The following is an 18198-nucleotide window of genomic DNA, read 5'->3' on the forward strand; positions in this document are numbered from 1 at the left end:
GGGGAGGGGAAAGCGGTATGGCCAACATAACGGCAGTACGCTGCATTCGAACGAGACATGATGGAAGCTGGGTCATCGTTAAAGTCATGACGGACCAGGACGGATTGTACGGCATCGGCTCGGCCAGTGATATTTACCAGCCGGGAGCCGTGGTCAGTGTCATTGAGGAACTGCTGGCACCGGTGCTTATCGGACGGGATGCCGGCCAGATCGAAGATCTGTGGCAGACGATGTATACGAGCGGTTACTGGCGCAACGGCTCTACGCTCCATACCGCCATGGGCGGTATCGACATGGCGCTGTGGGACATCAAGGGGAAGGAAGCGGGGATGCCCGTGTACCAGCTTCTGGGCGGCGCGGTCCGTTCGGCCGTTCCTTGTTATGCGCATGCTAACGGTGCCACATACGAGCAGCTGGAGGAAGAGGTGCATGCCTTTCAGGAGCAGGGCTTCGGCGTGATCCGCTGCCAGCTTGGGGGCTACGGCGGAGGCGGATTCGTCACTCCACAGGGCGTATCGAAATTCCCTCCTGCCAATGTATTCGATGAAGCCAGCTACATCACGGCGATCCCGGACATGTTCGAGAAGCTGCGTGTACGGTTCGGCATGAGCCTGGGCTTTACGCATGACGTTCACGAGCATTTGACGCCTTCCGGCGCCGTCAGCTTATCGAGAGCGCTGGATCCATACCGCCTGTTCTTCGTGGAAGACTTGCTGCAATCGGAGCATACGGGATGGTACCGGCGGGTCAAAGAAACGAGCACCACGCCGCAGGCCGTCGGCGAATTGTTTGTTCACCCGCAGGAGTGGCTCCCGCTGGTGCAGGAGCGCTTGATCGACTTTGTCCGGATGCGCGTCTCCAAGGCCGGCGGCATTACCCCATGCCGCAAAATTGCCGCCGTCTGCGAAGCTTTCGGCGTTCGCACCGCGTGGCAGGAAGGCGGGGAGAACGACCCGGTCAACCAAATCGCGGCCGCACATCTGGACATGGCGATCATGAGCTTTGGCGTACAGGAGGTCAACCATTTCCGCAGCGAGGAGAAGGAGGCCTTCCCGGGCCACGCGGTTTTGGAGCACGGGCATTTGAAGCTGAACGATAAACCGGGGCTTGGCATCGATATCGACGAGCAAAAGGCGGCAGCCCTGGTAAAGGATCAAGGTTCCCTGGCAGCATACCATCACCCATACAAGCTGGACCGCAAGCCGGATGGAACGCTGATTCGTCCGTAAGGTCCGGCTGGAAGGAGGAAAAGATCATGAAACAAATCGTCGTGACCGGCTCGGAAGGAAAACTGGGCCACTACGTCGTTCAAGAGCTTAACCATGCAGGATACCGGGTCATCGGAACGGATGCCCGCCCGGCAAGCGGGAGAAACCGTTATGCCCGCTATGTCCAGGGGGATTTGACCCAGCTTGGCGAGGTGTACGGTATTTTGGCGGAGTCGGATGCGGTGGTTCACCTGGCTGCCGTGCCGAATCCTATCAACTTTTCGCCGGAGCGGATCTTCGCCAACAATGTCATGGCGACATACAACATCCTGGAGGCATCTTCGAAGCTCGGCATCCAGCGCGTCGTATTCGGATCGAGCGAATCGGCCTATGGATTCTGCTGGGCGAAGCATCCCTTTCCGCCGCATACGCTCCCCGTTGACGAGGAGCATGTGCTGCTGCCGCAGGAAAGCTACGGGCTGTCCAAGCAGGTGAACGAACAGACGGGCGATATGTTCGCCCGCCGTACCGGCATGGAGATCTATGCCCTCCGCTTCTCTTTGATTCTGGCGCCGAATGAATACGATCGGGAGATTGCTGCCTTCAGCGATACCGCCAGACATCACCGCATTCTATGGAGCTATGTCGACGCGCGCGACGCCGCTTCCGCCTGCAGGCTTGCGCTGGAAGCACCCGTGCAAGGCCAGGCAGAGGCATGCCGTTTGAACGTCACATCCAGCGACTTGCTGAGCGATGCAAGCGTCAGCGAGCTGGCTGCCAAGTATTATCCGCAGGTGCCTTTTCCAGGCAAGGACCCAGGTAAGTTGACGGCGCTCGTGTCCAACGCCCGGGCGAAGTCGGTCCTGAACTGGGAGCCTGCTCATTCCTGGAGGAACGCCGGCCGTTAAGGCCGGTATTCCTTAAGGTTCATAGATGAAGCAAGCCGCCTGCTGAAAGGGGGAGGTGCCGCAAGCTAAATTGGATACGGGACAAGCTCGGGTGTATTGCCGATGGTTTTTTTGCTGCAAAATTGAAAGCGAATACAATCATGATCCCGCAGCGAAGCAGCGTTGCTTTCGTGCAGCTTGATAAGCAAATCAAGCATGGGAGGAATAATCGTGAACAATCGATGGAGCTTTAGGCGCTTTATCGCGCAAATAACCGTCATCGTGATGGTCGTCTCCTTATTCTGGATGGCCCCGGATCCACTTAGAGCCGCCGCCGATGGTGAGGATGCGGATGGCGGAAGCCAGCTTCCGCCATCCGCCCCGGTAACGGTCACCGATTCCGTATACATTACGCTCGGGGAAACGCCGGAAGGGCAAGGCATGACCGCCCGTCCGGGGGACGGTCCGGAGGAAGGCCTGCAGGTGGGCGAAATGGACGGTAAAACGTACTGGAAAACCAATCAAGCGGTAAATCCGAATGATCCGGCACAGAACATCCTCTACTTTTATTTCAATGTGGATGACGACTTCGCGGGAGATCTTAGCGATCAGGACGTTTTGGTAACGGCCGAATATTATGACCAAGGCAATGGGGACATGGTGCTTCAGTATGATTCCAAGCAGTCCGCTTTTAAGGACGCCCCGCTGTTTTCGTACGTAAATTCGGGGACCTGGAAGACGCATACCTTCAAGCTGAGCGACGCGCGCTTTGAGAACCGTACAAACGGTGCGGATTTCCGGATCGGCGTCACCGGCGCCGGAGCGAAGGCACAGAATCCCGAGCTGTATTTGGCGAAGGTGACCGTGACGAAGCAGCCCCGTGAATCGTCGGGGACCCACGAAACCAAGGTCTATGACACGGTATATCCGACGGACGATATCGTCATTGCCGACCGCAGTGTGACGGATTATGGCGCCAAAGGGGATGGGAGCACGGATGACACCCGCGCCTTCCAGGAAGCGCTGGCCGATGCGGGAAGCCAAGGTGGGGGCGTCGTGTACGTGCCTTCAGGCATGTACAGGCTGACAAGCGAGCTTGTCGTCCCGACAGGAGTCACGCTCCGCGGCGATTGGGCGAATCCGGAAGCGCAGGGCGGCAAGGTTCTGGGCACCGTTCTTGCCGTCTACGCCGGTAAGGGACAGGAGACAGGCACGAGCTTCATCAAGCTGCAGCCCTCCAGCGGCGTGACGAACCTGTCCATCTGGTATCCGGAACAAAACGCATCCGATCCGTCACCATATCCGTGGACGATCGAACAGCTTCCCGGCGACAGTGCGACCGTCAAGAATGTCACGCTGGTCAATGCTTACCAGGGGATCAAGATCGGACCGGACTGGAACGAACTGCATTACGTCAAAAATCTCTATGGTACCACGCTGAAGACAGGCATTTTCCTCGATTATACGACGGATATCGGACGGCTGGAGGGGATTCATTTGTCCCCGGATCTCTGGTCCGGCTCGGGCCTCGCGGGATCGCCCGAACGCGGCGAACTGCATGATTACATGACGGGCCACGCCGAGGGTATCGTAATGGGCCGCTCCGATTGGGAATACATGTCGGACATCCATATTTCCGGATATGAGACGGGCATGCGGATGACGACAAGAACCGGCAGCCTTGAATCGGCCAATGCGCAGCTGTACAAGATCCAGGTCGAGGATTGCCATGTCGCGCTCAAGATTGAGGGCGTCAACAATTACGGCCTGCTGATTTCGGACAGCCGGTTCGAAGCTGGCGCCGGGCAGCATCCGATTGCCATTTACGCGACGCAGGGCTTCAATTCTATTGTTCAGTTTAACGGCGTTACAGTTGGCGGGCACCCCGATCAGGCGGTTCTGAACGAGGGCAGCGGCACCTTATCCTTCGAAAACAGCACGTTCGCAAACTGGGGGGACGGCAGCGAAGACTATGCGATCGTCGCCCGCGGCGGATCGCTGATACTGGGGGCTTCCAGCTTCGCCAAACCCGATCGGCATCTCCTGCTTGAAGGGAATGTCGGAACGGTAAATTCCATCAACTCGGGATATGACGGCAAGCTGTCCGTAACCAATCACAGCCAATCGACGGACCTGAATATCCGCCAAGACGACAAGTATGTCCTGGACCGCCTTCCTGAGGTGCCATCCGTGGATATCGCCGCACGTCCCAAGCCGGCGACGAGCCGATTGTTTAATGTGGTGAATGCTCCGTACTCCGCCGATCCGACCGGGAATGAGGATGCCTCTCAGGTGATCCAGCAGGCTCTAAGCGATGCCGGTGATGCTGGCGGCGGCACGGTGTATATGCCGGCCGGGATCTACCGGGTCGAGCAGCCGCTCGTTGTACCGGCCGGCGTAGAATTGCGCGGCAACTTTGATGTTCCGCATCATACGATTGGCGGCGGTACGGTCATTTTTACGAACTACGGGGAAAATGAACCGGATGCCCCGGCGTTGATCCAGTTAAAAGCGTCGGCGGGCCTCCGTGGGATATCCGTTTATTACGACCATCAAACCTGGACCGAGGCGAATCCGGTCAAGCCTTACCCGTGGACCGTTCAAGGCCAAGGGAAGGACGTTTACCTGATTGATACGACGCTGGTCAATCCATACCAGGCCGTCGATTTTGGAACATACGATACGAGCGGGCATTACATCGATTACGTGGCAGGTTCCCCGCTGAAGGAAGGGATTTACCTGGGCGGAGGTGCGCAGGGCGGATACTTGCGGAACGTCCAGTTCAATCCGCATTATTACGGGCGCAGCAATTACCCGAACCATCCATCCACCGGCGCGGACTCCGACATGGTCTGGAGTTACCAGAAGGACCATCTGGATGCTTTCCGCATCGGCAACGTGAAACAGGAGACCATTTTTAACACCTTCGTCTTCGGTTCGAAGTTCGGCATCCATTTCGAAGGACAGGACGGGCAGGGCCCTGAAGCCGTCGTGATCGGCCACGGCACGGACGGAAGCAAAAAAGGAGCCGTGCTGGAAGGCGCGGACAAGGCGGGACTCCAGTTCATCAACACGGAGCTGGTCTCGATCAGCACGACCGACAAAGTCTACGTTGAGGTCGGCAAAGACTTCGGCTCCAAAGCGGTGTTTTTCAATTCTTCGATGTGGGGCGATACGAACCGTTCCTTCGATATCTTCGGGGGCACCGTGCGGATTCAGCAGGCCAACTTCACCAAAGTCGGCGACATCGGCATTAACGCCGTCGGCGGTGACATCGGACTGTACGATTCCTATTTCCAGCAGTCCCAAACGACCCATGTGTATGCAGGGCCGGGCATCGACAAGATGGTCGTATCCAACAACCTGGCCAGCGGGGGACTTCAAATTCAGAACGATGCGCCGGGCAAAGTGTCGGGAAGCAATCTCTATCCTGTGACGCTGAAGTTAGAGAAGGCGCCCTTCGATCCTTCACACCCGGAAAATACAGGAACGGTGCTGTCGATAACCAATGCGGCCGGAGATGGAACGCTGAAGGGACAAATCGAATGGGTCAGCCCCGGCATGTATGAAGAAGCGCTGAAGCCGATCCGTTTTGACAATCTAAAAAAGGGCGAAACCCGCAGTGTGGCCATCCCTTACTTATCAGCCGATTCCCTGAAGTTCAGGGTTGCGCTGGATAACGGGGAACGTTATGAAACGTCGGTCAAGCTGTCCCAGTCCTTCGCATCGCGAAGCGAGACCGCGGACCACACGCCAACCATTGAAGTGTCCGGTCCGGAGCATTACTACAGCGTTGGCGGAAGCTGGGGAGGCGCCGATGATCTCGGGCTCACCTCCAAGGTCACCTGGGATGAAGCCCACTTGTACGTTAACGTAGATGTCAAGGACAACGTCCACAGCCAGACGTTTACAGGCGGCGATATATGGCAGGGCGACAGCCTGCAGGTCGGTATCGACCTGGCGAAGGAAGACGGCGCGGCCAGCCGCCAGGTGAACGAGCTCGGGTTTGCGCTGAACGAGGACGGCAGCGTGCAGAAATGGAGATGGCGTGCTCCGGATGGGATAACGCCGGGTCCGCTGGAATCCGTTCAGGCAGTCGTTACCCGCGACGAAACAGCCAAGGTAACGCATTATGAGCTGACCCTTCCATTTGAGGCGCTTCACGGTGCGGGCTACGATTTCCGCGCAGATAAACCGATTGGGCTTGCGCTGCTCGTCAACGAAAATGACGGGGACGGCCGGTCCGGGTTCATGGAGTTTAACGGAGGTATCGGCACAAGCAAGGATGCCGGATTGTTCGGCAATCTGTACCTCCTGCAGGACGATTATGTGAAACTGCTGGAGAAATCGGCTCAGGCCAGCGTGAAGTCGGCGGAGCAAAAGAAAGACGTCAGCACCGTCGATGCCGCTGCCAATTTCGTGCTTCTTCTGCCGGATGGCGGACTGAAGAAATCCTTGCAGGCCCGGCTCGCTGCCATTGGCACGAAGCCCGGAACGGATCCGGGCGGAGAAGAGCATCCCGGAGGACCGGGATCGAATGGAGGAGGGAACTCCGGTTCCGGCTCCAGCTCTGGTTCCGGGTCGGCAGGGAGCGGTACACCAACCGGCGGAGGCTCCAATCCAGATCCATCCGGAAAGAATAGCTTGACGTTATCGCCGGTATTGGATCAAGCGTCCAAGCTGGCGAGCGTCCGCCTGGACAGCAAGGAGGCTGAGCAGGCATTCGGCGGAATTCAGGCAGGCCAAGGCGGGACGAAGACGCTGGTCGTGCAGCTGAAGGCTGCTGCCGGGGCCGAAGGGTATGCCCTGGAGCTCCCAGCAGAGCTGGTTGCGGATAAACAGGCAGCACGCTCGCTGGACATTCATACGGAATTGGGGAATCTGTGGATTCCGGGCGATCTGCTGGCCGCGTCCAAGGAACAGCTTGGCGAATCCGTCGTCGTGAGCATCAGCAAGGTGAATCGCGCAGGAACGGGCAAGGATGCGGCATCCATCTTCGGCGAAAGACCGGCGGTCTCGGTGCAGCTCGCTACTGCCAAGGGAGTATCGCTCCAATGGACGGATGCGCCCGCGCCGATCAAGGTCATGCTGCCTTATCAGCCGGGCTCCGGCGAAGCGAAGAATCCGGAGAAGCTCGTCGTACGGCTGCCCGGAGAACAAGGGCAATATACACCGGTTCCAAGCGGCAAATACGTCCCGTCTTTGGGACACATCGTATTCAAGGCTTGGCAGCCTGGAGTGTACGCCGTTGGTTACGATGAGCATACGTTTCAGGATATCGGGAACCTCGCTTGGGCCCGTCAGGCCATCGAAGCTCTTGCGGCCAAAGGGATCGTTCACGGCGTATCCGAGTCGGCCTATCAACCGCAAGCGATGATCCGAAGAGCGGACTTTGCGGCTCTTCTGGTTCAAGCTTTTGAACTCAACCGGAATCACACCGAAAGCGCCGAGCGGTTTACGGATGTGCCGCAAGATGCTTATTATAACGAGGCCGTCGGCATCGCGAGAGCGCTCGGAATCGTTCAGGGGGGCGGGACCCTTTTCCTGCCGGACGCCCCGATCAAGCGGGAAGACGCGGCCGTCATGATCTACCGCGCCATGGATGCGGCAGGCATCCTGCCGGCAGCGGCTGGTAGCCAAGCCTCCGCGGGCGGATTCGCCGACTCGGATGCGATTGCAGCCTATGCCCGCGATGCCGTCCAAGCTTTGGCGGATGCGAAGCTGCTGCAGGGTGACGGCGGCAAGTTCCATCCGAAAGAACCGATCACGCGGGCGGAAACGGCGGTTCTGGTGTACCGCTTGTATAATCTGCTGCCTTAGGGCAAGTTGGCAATGACATGCCTGTGCACAGCATCGCTTGCGAGCGATCGTGCACAGGCTTTTTTTGCGTCCTTTCATCGGATGGGATTCAGGGGGGTGGTGAAGAGGCGGGAGTCGCGTTTTCTTTTCATAAGGCCTGAATAGTTTAAAATCGCCTCATGGAAGGCGGGTGGCGCCTAATCGTATGCTAGGGGAGTGGAGAGGAAAGAGAGACGGATCCACGGAAAGGAGGGACGCTCAACTTAAGTGTTCCGGCAGCGCAGCTCCGGGGTTTAAGACAGAATGATCCAGGCTGCCGAAAGGTCGGCATCAGGTTGAGTCCGCGCAAGGGGCGCGTATACAGCAGCTCAAATGAATCAAGGAGGGAAATTAGATGTACATTCCGCCAGTCCGAAAATATGTTTTCAGAAGTTTGTCTGCCATTATGCTGGTTGTCATGGTGCTGTCATTATTCCCCGGGGCGGTCTTGGCCGCATCGGCCTTCAGCCAAACGCCCGCTTCCAGCTTCAGCTCGCAATCCGGCATTCAATTGGAAAACTCCACCGAAGGCGGACAGAACGTGGCGTTTATCGATAACGGCGATTACATCGCCTTTTCGAACGTGGACTTCGGAAGCGGCGCTTCCTCCATCGATGTGAGGGTAGCCAGCAATAATAACGGGGGGCAGATTGAGGTACGGCTGGACAATCCGAACGGAACGCTGATCGGCACGGTGACGGTTCCGGGTACGGGAGGGTGGCAGTCCTGGGTGACCCGCTCGGCACCGGTCAGCTCCGTCACCGGGGTGCATACACTGTATTTAAAATTTACCGGTGGGACAGGCAATCTGTTTAATGTGCTGTGGTTTAAGTTTAACAGCGGCTCTTCCGGTGACGGAGACGTCGTGGGCCACCTCTTTGCCGGCTACCAAGGCTGGTTCAATGCAGCGGGGGACGGGTCGCCTAACAGCGGCTGGGTGCATTGGTCCAAAAACAGCAGCGCCCCGTCTGCGGGCGGAAACGTGAATTTCGAGCTGTATCCGGATACTCGCGAATATTCGAAGCTGTATCAGACCGACCTGGCCAATCTGGGCAACGGCAGCCCGGCCAAGCTGTTCTCTTCGTACGATCAGGACACGGTAAACAAGCATTTCGAATGGATGAAGACGTACAACATTGACGGTGCAGCGCTCCAGCGGTTCGGGGCCGACGAGAGCGATACTCCAAACGGCTGGAAGACCAACCGGGACAGCGTTGCCGTCAAGGTCAAAAATGCGGCCGAAACGTACAACCGCAAGTTTTATGTCATGTACGACATTACGGGGATGAATGCAGGCAACTGGGTCAACGCCGTTAAGCATGATTGGTCAACGAACGTGGTCAATACGATGCACCTGACCTCTTCCCCGGCCTATGCCAAACAGAATGGAAAAATCGTCGTCTGCATTTGGGGGATTGGCTTTACAGATCGTCCAGGAACGGCCGCAGAATCCGCCGAGCTGATCCAATGGTTCAAAAATCAGGGCGTGTACGTGATCGGGGGCGTTCCTACCTACTGGAGAACCGGAAATAGGGATTCTAAGCCGGATTTCATGAATGTCTACAAATCGTTCGATATGATCTCCCCTTGGTCGGTCGCGCGGTTCGGCACGCTGCAGGGTGCGGATGATTTCAAAAACGATACGTTGGGCCCGGATTTTACCTTCACCCAGCAAAACGGCATCGCGTATCAGCCGGTCATCTGGCCCGGATCCGCTTGGTCGAACATGACCGGCGGACCGCGGAACGAAAACCCCCGCTTGCACGGCGATTTCATGTGGAAGCAGGCGTATAACGTCAAGAGCACCGGGATTCAAACGGGGTACATCGCGATGTTCGACGAGTACGATGAAGGCACCGCCATCGCCAAAATGGCCGAGAACAGCTCCATGATTCCGACAAATCAGTATTTCCTGACGCTGGACGCCGACGGGGTATCGGTCTCATCGGACTTTTACCTGCGGCTGGCCGGCGACATCAACCGGTTGTTTAAAGGCCAGATTCCATTGACGGCCGAGCATCCGACAAGCCACCGGTAACCGCTCATTCATATTCAATACAGTACTTGTATGCCTGTGCAAAGGATCGCTTTAGAGCGATCTTGCGCAGGCTTTTTTGGCATCCTGGTCGGCGCAGCGGTTCCGGCATTCGGCAAATTTGTGGGCCAGCTACAGCCTAAATGCAGACACGTTAAAAATGGACTGCAAACATTAATTCCGCCTCATTTTGGCCCTGTGATGAATGCGCTACCATTAAAGAAGAAACGGCAGTTAGATAGCGTGAGGTGAGAACGGTGGGAAGCATTACATTTAATCATGTATTCAAACGGTACAAGGGCGAATCCCGCCCCGCCGTGAACGACTTCCATTTGTCCATTGAAGAAGGGGAGTTTCTTGTTCTGGTCGGACCTTCCGGCTGCGGCAAATCGACGACGCTTCGCATGCTTGCGGGGCTTGAGGAGATCAGCAGCGGCGAGCTGTATTTGGACGGCAGATTCATCAATTATGTCTCCCCCAAGGATCGCGACATCGCGATGGTTTTTCAGAATTATGCCCTGTATCCCAATCTGTCCGTTTATGAAAATATCGCCCTCGGCCTAAAGCTCCGCAAGACGGCGAAGCATGAAATCGATGTGCGCGTGAAGCGGGTGGCGTCCATCCTGGAAATCGCCCATCTGCTGGACCGCAAGCCGAGTCAGCTGTCCGGCGGCCAGAAGCAGCGGGTCGCGCTCGGCAGGGCGATCGCCCGCGAGCCTCAGGTGTTTCTGATGGACGAACCGCTGTCCAATCTCGATGCCAAGCTGCGCGCCCAAACCCGGGCTGAGCTGATCAAGCTGCAGAGCGACCTGAAGCGGACGACAGTGTATGTCACTCACGACCAGGTCGAAGCGATGACGATGGGCACCCGCATCGTGGTGATGAAGGACGGGGTCATTCAGCAGGTGGCCGCCCCGCGCGCATTGTACGACGAACCGGCCAATGTGTTTGTCGCCGGATTCATCGGTTCGCCTCAGATGAACTTTCTAAACGGCACCATCGAGAAAAACGACGGAGATTACTATTTTTCCAACAAACGGATGAGGCTGCTCCTGCCTGAGGCCACTGGCAGAAATTTTGAGCGGGCCCCGAAAACCGTCCGGAACGTCATCTTGGGCGTGCGGCCGGAACACGTCATTCTGAAGCGCGGCATCACGGAGGAAGCCGGCTTCATTACCGGGCTTGTGCAAATGACGGAAGCCACCGGCGCGGATTCCTATGTTTACGTGCAAATCGGCTCCTATCCATTGATCGCCCGTACCGATCCTGAACAGACGTACGCCGCCGGGGACGTCGTCTCTGTAGGCTTGCAGATGCACAAAATCCACTTTTTCGATGAGAGTACGGAGGAATTGGTGGGGAGAGGTGAGGTATGAAAAAACGCACCTTGCCCCGCTTCGCGCGCATTTCCCTGAGACTGCTGATCGTTGCTGCGCTTCTGTTCGGACTCGTCCGCTGGCTGTCAGCCGATGAGCCTGTGGTTTACTCTACCAGCGTCACCGCCGCCGACCTGCTCGATCTGGCAAGCAAGGAAGGCGAGCTCCCTTACGCCCAGCTCATGAAGGGGCAGGAAGGCGAAAATGCCGCTGCGGAAGAGAAGTCTATTCGGCTCGATCCGGTCAATTACGAGGCGGCATCCACCGATGCGGACCTGGCCAAGGAGACCGAGAGCGGTCGAAACATGCTGAGCTGGAGCAACGAATCCGGCTGGGTAGAATGGACCTTTACGGTCCGCGAGGCTGGCTGGTATGAGCTCCATTTGGACTATAAGGCGCTGCTGGGCAGCGGAAGCTCCGTGATCCGCGGGGCCATGATCGACGGGCAATACCCTTTCCCGGAATCGGAGCGCATCGAGCTGGAACGGATGTGGAAGGACGCGAAATATCCGTACGAAGTCAACGAAATCGGGATGCAGGTCCGTCCCCAGCAGATTGAACTCCCCGAATGGACGGACAAGGCGGCAAGCGATTATTCGGCTTCTTCCCGGCCGCTTCTGTACCGGCTTGAGCCCGGGCAGCACACGCTCAGGTTGACCGGAGAGAGGGGGGCTGTCGCGATCCGGAACATTTATTTCCGGACCCAGCAGCCGATCCCGGACTATGCGGAATATGTCAAGCAGCAGCCTGCGATGAAGGTCCAAGAGAGCTGGTTCAAGCAGACGGAAGCCGAGCAGTTCCAGCGCAAGTCGAGCCTGTCCATTCAGACGGACCGCTGGTCGGAGCCGTACATTTCACCGGATCCCAAGGGCCGCATCACCTATAACGTGCTCGGAGGGAACCGTTGGAAGCAGCCGGGCGAGTGGGTGGAGTGGAGCTTTGAGGTTCCGGCCGACGGCTGGTACGTCATCGATCTGAAAAACTTCCAAAACTACAGATCGGGATTCAAAGCATATCGGACGATCGAAATCGACGGAAAAGTCCCGTTCGAAGAGCTGCTTCATTACGGTCTGGCGTATCACAAGGAATTTGAAATCTCGGCGATATCGGATGCGGAAGGCAGGCCCTATCAGTTTTACCTGAACAAAGGGACCCACACGATGCGAATGACGGCCGATTCAAGCACGATGCAGCCGATTCTGATCGCGTTGAAGGATACCCTGAAGCAAATATCGGATTTCGACCGCCATATCCGGCTCATCACCGGCAATTACAGCAAAAGCGCCTCGGATGCCAATCTGGATGCCAGCCGCACTTGGGATATGAATAAATACGACCCCAATGCGGGCAAAACGCTTCAATCCTTGATCGACCGCCTGAAGCTGATCCGGGACTACATTAACCGCGTCAATGAAGGCAGCTCCGACCTGTCGCAAGCGATTGCTTCAGCGGTGAGCATGCTGGAAGAGATGACGGCCGACGTCAACAACGTTCCGAACAAAGTGAACGATTTCTCCACGATCCAGGCCAACATCGGCACATGGATATCCACACTGACCCAGCAGCCGTTGATGCTCGATTATTTCGTGGTACGGACGCCGGATGCCAAAACCGGCCTCAAAGAGCCTACGGCGCTCTCCCGGATTCCGTATTCCATCGCCGACTTCGCCCGCTCCTTTACGATGGATTACGACCTGGACGGGGAGAAGAAGGACGGGGCACTGGAGATCTGGGTCGGCCGCGGCCGCGATTACGTTGACGAGCTGCGGGAGCTGGTGAGCCAGGATTTCACGCCGAAAACGGGGATTCAGGTCAACATCAATCTTATGCCGAATCCCAACATGCTGATTCTGGGCAATGCTGCCGGCGACGTGCCCGACGTGGCGCTCGGGCTGGCAGAGGCCACACCGGCTGATTATGCGATGCGGGACGCCGTTCAGGACCTGTCCTCTTATCCGGGATTTGCCGATGTCATGAAACGGTTCATCCCGGGAGCGTCGAGAGCCCTGACCTACAACGGCGGCACTTACGGCCTGCCGGAGGTGCAGAACTTCCAGCTGCTGTTTTACCGCTCGGATATTTTCGAGAGCCTGGGCTTGAAAGCACCGGACACTTGGGACGACGTGTTTGACATCCTGCCGACGCTGCAGGAGAACGGCATGACGATGAATGTTCCGAAGGCGGATTTCGCCACCCTTTTTCTCGAAAACGGCGCATCGCCGTATACGCCCGACGGGCTGAAGTCCAGCCTGTTCAGCGATTCGGGGCAAAAAGCGTTCAAGCAGTGGACGCAGCTGTACACCAAATTCAACCTGCCGATCGACATACCGGCTTTTTTCCAGCATTTCCGCGACGGAGATATCCCGATCGGCATATCCGATTTCAACACGTACGTGCAGCTGCAGGTGGCTGCGCCTGAGATTACGGGGCACTGGAAAGTCGCGCCCCTGCCGGGGATCAAGCAGCCGGACGGTCAAGTGGCCCGCTGGTCGCCGCAAGGACTGTCCACGGCCATGATCATGAAGAAGAGCGACAAGAAGGATGCGGCCTGGCAGTTTCTGAAATGGTGGACTTCGGCGGATGTCCAGTCGAGGTATGCCGGGGACATGGAGTCGTACTACGGCATCGAGTACCGCTGGAATACAGCCAATGTTGAGGCGATGAAATCGCTGAGCTGGCCGTCCGAAGACCTGAAAGCGATCCGGGAACAGGCCCGCTGGGCGGCGAACCTGCCCAATGTTCCAGGATACTACTTCCTGGCCCGTGAAATGGACTTCGCCTGGAACAAGACGGTATTTGACGGCGTGCCGGCGAGCGAATCGCTGGAAGAGGCCAGCCTGTCGCTGCAGCGGGAGATGGACCGCAGGCAGCGGAACTTCGGCATTGCGGGAGGAAACTTGCACGTGCCGCAGATTACCGAACCTTTTAACTGGGAGGAGGCTAAGCCGTGAAACCAGAAGTTACGCCCGCTTTGCCCGCCGTGAAGCGGCCATCCCCGGCAGCGGTCAAGCTGAAACGGTTTGTGCTGGATTTGAAGAAGGATGCCTTCTGCTACGCGTTCCTGGCTCCTTTTCTCATCTGCTTTCTCGTCTTTATCGTCATTCCGGTCGTGATGGCTGCGACGCTCAGCTTCACGTCCTACGACGGATTCAGCAAGCTGCATTTTATCGGCTTTGACAACTTTATCGCGCTGTTTACGCAGGACATTATTTTTCTGACCAAGGCGCTTCCGAACACGTTCGTATTCGCGCTGATCGTCGGGCCGGGCGGGTATCTGCTGTCTTTCCTGTTTGCCTGGCTCATTCATCAGCTGCCGATGAAGGTGCGCGATTACTACACGCTGGTGTTCTATGCGCCGTCGATGGCGGGCGGCGTGGCGCTGACGGTCGTCTGGATTGCCGCTTTCAGCGGCGACCGCGTCGGTTATTTGAACAACTTCCTGCTGAATATGGGCTGGATCGATTCCCCGGTAACTTGGCTGCAGGATCCGAAGTACCTGCTGAACATCATGATTCTGGTATCCCTCTGGATGAGCTTCAGCGTAGGATTCCTGGCGATGCTGGCGGGTCTGCAGACGGTCAACCGGGAGCTGTATGAAGCCGGACGGATTGACGGGATATCGAACCGGCTGCAGGAAGTGTTCTACATTACCGTGCCGTCCATGAAACCGCAAATGCTGTTCAGCGCCGTCATGACGATCGTTTCGACCCTGAAGGCCGGCAGCATTTCAACCCAGCTGACCGGGATGGCGATTACGCCGCAGTACGCGGGGCACCTCATCATCAACCATGTCGACGATTACGCGTTCATCCGGTTCGAACTGGGCTATGCTTCAGCGGTTTCGGTCATTCTGCTGCTCCTCAGTTACTTCGTGATGAGGTTTGCCTACCGGATGTTTAACTCGAAGGAGGAACTGTAAGCCCATGATGCCCAAATTGCGCCGGCTCCGCACGGCGTCGCCCTTTCAGGTCATGTTGATCACGCTTTTTACCGCCTTGGCCTTGTTCATGTCGCTGCCGATCGTCTTCATCTTCAATCATGCGTTTAAGCCGCAAAACGAGCTGTTCCTGTTTCCGCCGCGGTTTTTCGTCCGGCATCCGACCCTGCACAATTTCGAAACGCTCTTTCTGCATGCGTCCAATGCGACGGTGCCGTTCACACGGTATTTGTTCAACAGCCTAATTGTCGTTTCGCTGACACTGGTCAGCGTCGTGGTGGTCAGTACGATGGCGGCTTATGTTCTGGCCAAATACCAATTCCATTTCAAACAGCTCATCATGTCGCTGATTACCCTGTCCTTGATGTTCGCGCCCGAAACGGTATCCATTCCGAGATATCTCGTCATCAACGGCATCGGGCTGAACAATACGTATCTCGGGCATATCCTGCCGTCGCTTGCATCGCCCGTCGCAGTGTTTATGCTCGTCGGCTTCATCTCACAAATTCCGAGCGATCTGATGGAGGCGGCCCGGATTGACGGCGCGGGGCATGTCGGCATCTTCGTGCGCATGATTCTGCCCTTGTCCGTCCCGGCGATCGCGACCATCTCGATTTTGACGTTCCAGGGCGTATGGGGAGACGTGGAGACTTCAACCCTGTTCATGCAAAAGGAGACGATGCGGACGCTCGCTTTCTACGTCAACAGCCTGCTGAGCGGTTTGCAGAACAACGTGGCGGGGCAGAACATGGCGGCGGCGGCCGGGCTGCTTATTTTCATCCCGAATCTGATCATTTTCCTGCTCTTTCAGCGCAGAGTGCTTGAGACGATGGTCCATTCCGGTATCAAGTAATGTCATCAGCAAAGGAAGTCGGAACGATGAAAAAATGGTTTCCATTACTGCTAGTCTTTATGGCCGTCTTGACGTCCCTGCCGGGTACCGCCATGGCCAAACCTCCATATATGACATCCTATTATGACTCGAACCAGTCGTCATGGTTCCGCATCCAGCCGATATACCGTCCGGCCGGGGCCATCTCCGCCGATTTCGGTGAACCGGCTGATCTCGATATCGCCGCCGACGACCGGGTCTATATCGCCGACAAGAAGAAAGACCGCATTGCGGTGCTGAATCCGGACGGCACGCTGCTCCGGACGATCGGCGACGCCGAGGGCCAAGGTCAGCTCTCGGGACCGGAAGGTGTATACGTTACTCCGGACAACGAGGTGTACGTGGCGGACTCCGGAAATCAGCGGATTGCCGTGTTTGACGGGAGCGGACGGTTTCAGAGGGAGTACAAGAAGCCGGAGACCCCGCTGCTCGGCTCGGAGCATTTTGTCCCTGTCAAGCTTGTCGTAGACCGGCGCGGCGTGATGTACATCCAGCTGAACTCCTCGTACCAGGGACTGGTCAGGCTGAATCCGAAAGGCGAATTCATGGGCTATTTCGGTGCGAACAAGGCGGATCAGTCGATGCTGAACTGGCTGAAGAAGCTGGTGCTGAACAAGGAGCAGCTGTCCAAGGAAAAGGGCGCGCTTCCCAAGCCGATTACGAATGTGGCGATTGATCCGGACGGATTTGTGTACACGGCCACCGCCGGCGGGGAAGGGAAGGGAGCGATCCGCAAGCTGAATGCAGGCGGGGTGGACGCTTTTAAAAACAAGACGCTGGTGAACGGACACGGCATCGTCGACGTTGCCGTTGATCCGGAAGGCTTTCTGTACAATATCGACCTCGACTCCATGAGCATCAATCTTTATGACCGCAGCGGCGAGGCCATGTTCGAGTTCGGCGACATCGATAAGGAGACGCAGCAGTACGGCGTGCTCGGTTATCCGACCGGGATCGGCATCGACTCGGATCATGCGATCTGGATATCCGACAGCGGTACCAATACGGTCCACAAATACGTCCGTACCGCTTTCGGCAGCAGCGCGCTTCAGGCGCTCGTACTGTATGCCGACGGGAAATACGAAGAGAGCAAGCCGTACTGGGAGGCGGTCTATGCCCGCAACGATATGTACAACGGGACCTTTCAAGGCTTGGGCAAAGTGTTTTTGCATGAGGACCGCAATGACGAAGCCTTGAGCTACATGAAAGCCGCTTTCGATACCGACGGCTATTCGAAGGCTTTTTGGCAGATCCGGATGGAATGGCTTCAGCGCCATTTTGTCGCCCTGGTGGCCGGACTGGCCGCGGTGATGCTTGCCCTTTACTTCGGCTATCGTCTTATCCGCTGGTTCCTGCGCAGGCGTCCGCTGCCGACATCCTGGAAGGAGCCGCTGGCGTACATCCGTAATTTGGGCTACGTTCTGATCCATCCTTACGAGGGGTTCTACAAAATCAAGGAGGCGAGGATTCCCGCCTGGATCACGATTTCCCTGCTGCTCCTGGTCATCGGCATCAAGCTGTGCAGAGTTTATCTCACCGGGTTTTTGTTCCATCCTGTCGACCTCTCGGAAGTCAATCTGATGAAGGAACTCGGCCTGTTTGCCCTGCCATGGGTCACCTGGATCATCGCCAACTACCTGGTCTGCAGCATCAAGGACGGGGAGGGCCGGTTCCGGGAAGTCATTCAGGGCAGCGTCTATGCGCTGTCGCCCTATGTGTTCTTTTCGGTCCCGACGATCCTGCTGTCCAACATCGCATCGCTGGATGAGGCGGTCATCATTCATGCATTGAACACGATCATGACCGTATGGCTGCTCGTCATGTTCATCGTGATGACGCAGGTGATCCACAACTTCGATTTCCTGGAGACGCTGAAAAACTCGGCTATCTCGGTGTTTGCAATTCTGACGATCTGGATGTTCGGCTTCATCATTTTCGGATTGTCCTATAACCTGTATGACTTTTTCTATGAGCTTTACAAAGAGGTGAACATCTATCATTAACGCTGCCAAACGACGATTCCGC

General features: G+C 57.0%; 9 protein-coding genes. All 9 read left to right on the plus strand.

Features of this window, described 5'->3' with window-relative positions:
• Positions 1-17: 17 nt before the first annotated feature.
• Positions 18-1229, plus strand: a complete 1212-nt coding sequence (locus tag KI379_RS23505; RefSeq protein WP_212985048.1) for an enolase C-terminal domain-like protein — start codon at positions 18-20, stop codon at positions 1227-1229.
• 26 nt (positions 1230-1255) lie between these two features.
• A complete protein-coding gene (locus KI379_RS23510) occupies positions 1256-2116 on the plus strand; it encodes an NAD-dependent epimerase/dehydratase family protein (protein ID WP_076172901.1) in 861 nt (286 codons plus the stop codon).
• Positions 2117-2326: 210 nt separating this feature from the next.
• Positions 2327-7915, plus strand: a complete 5589-nt coding sequence (locus KI379_RS23515) for a glycosyl hydrolase family 28-related protein (RefSeq protein WP_144025462.1) — start codon at positions 2327-2329, stop codon at positions 7913-7915.
• Between the two features lie 373 nt (positions 7916-8288).
• Positions 8289-9971: a carbohydrate-binding protein gene (locus KI379_RS23520; protein ID WP_084203994.1), complete on the plus strand. Its 1683-nt coding sequence runs from the start codon at positions 8289-8291 to the stop codon at positions 9969-9971.
• A 254-nt stretch (positions 9972-10225) separates the two neighbouring features.
• Positions 10226-11344 carry an ABC transporter ATP-binding protein gene (locus KI379_RS23525; RefSeq protein WP_212985049.1) on the plus strand — a complete coding sequence of 373 codons (1119 nt, stop codon included), beginning with the start codon at positions 10226-10228 and terminating at the stop codon, positions 11342-11344.
• Entirely contained in the window at positions 11341-14295 is a 2955-nt protein-coding gene (locus KI379_RS23530) for an extracellular solute-binding protein (RefSeq protein WP_212985050.1), read from the plus strand. The genes KI379_RS23525 and KI379_RS23530 overlap by 4 nt, the downstream gene beginning before the upstream one ends.
• Positions 14292-15263, plus strand: coding sequence for a carbohydrate ABC transporter permease (locus tag KI379_RS23535; RefSeq protein WP_244879413.1), 972 nt, complete (start codon positions 14292-14294; stop codon positions 15261-15263). Before KI379_RS23530 ends, KI379_RS23535 begins: the two co-directional genes overlap by 4 nt.
• A gap of 4 nt (positions 15264-15267) precedes the next feature.
• Positions 15268-16134: a carbohydrate ABC transporter permease gene (locus tag KI379_RS23540; RefSeq protein ID WP_212969787.1), complete on the plus strand. Its 867-nt coding sequence runs from the start codon at positions 15268-15270 to the stop codon at positions 16132-16134.
• A gap of 26 nt (positions 16135-16160) precedes the next feature.
• Positions 16161-18176 carry a YIP1 family protein gene (locus KI379_RS23545; protein WP_212985051.1) on the plus strand — a complete coding sequence of 672 codons (2016 nt, stop codon included), beginning with the start codon at positions 16161-16163 and terminating at the stop codon, positions 18174-18176.
• Positions 18177-18198: the final 22 nt, after the last annotated feature.

The sequence above is a fragment of the Paenibacillus cineris genome, assembly GCF_018333335.1.
Lineage (GTDB): Bacteria > Bacillota > Bacilli > Paenibacillales > Paenibacillaceae > Paenibacillus_AQ > Paenibacillus_AQ favisporus.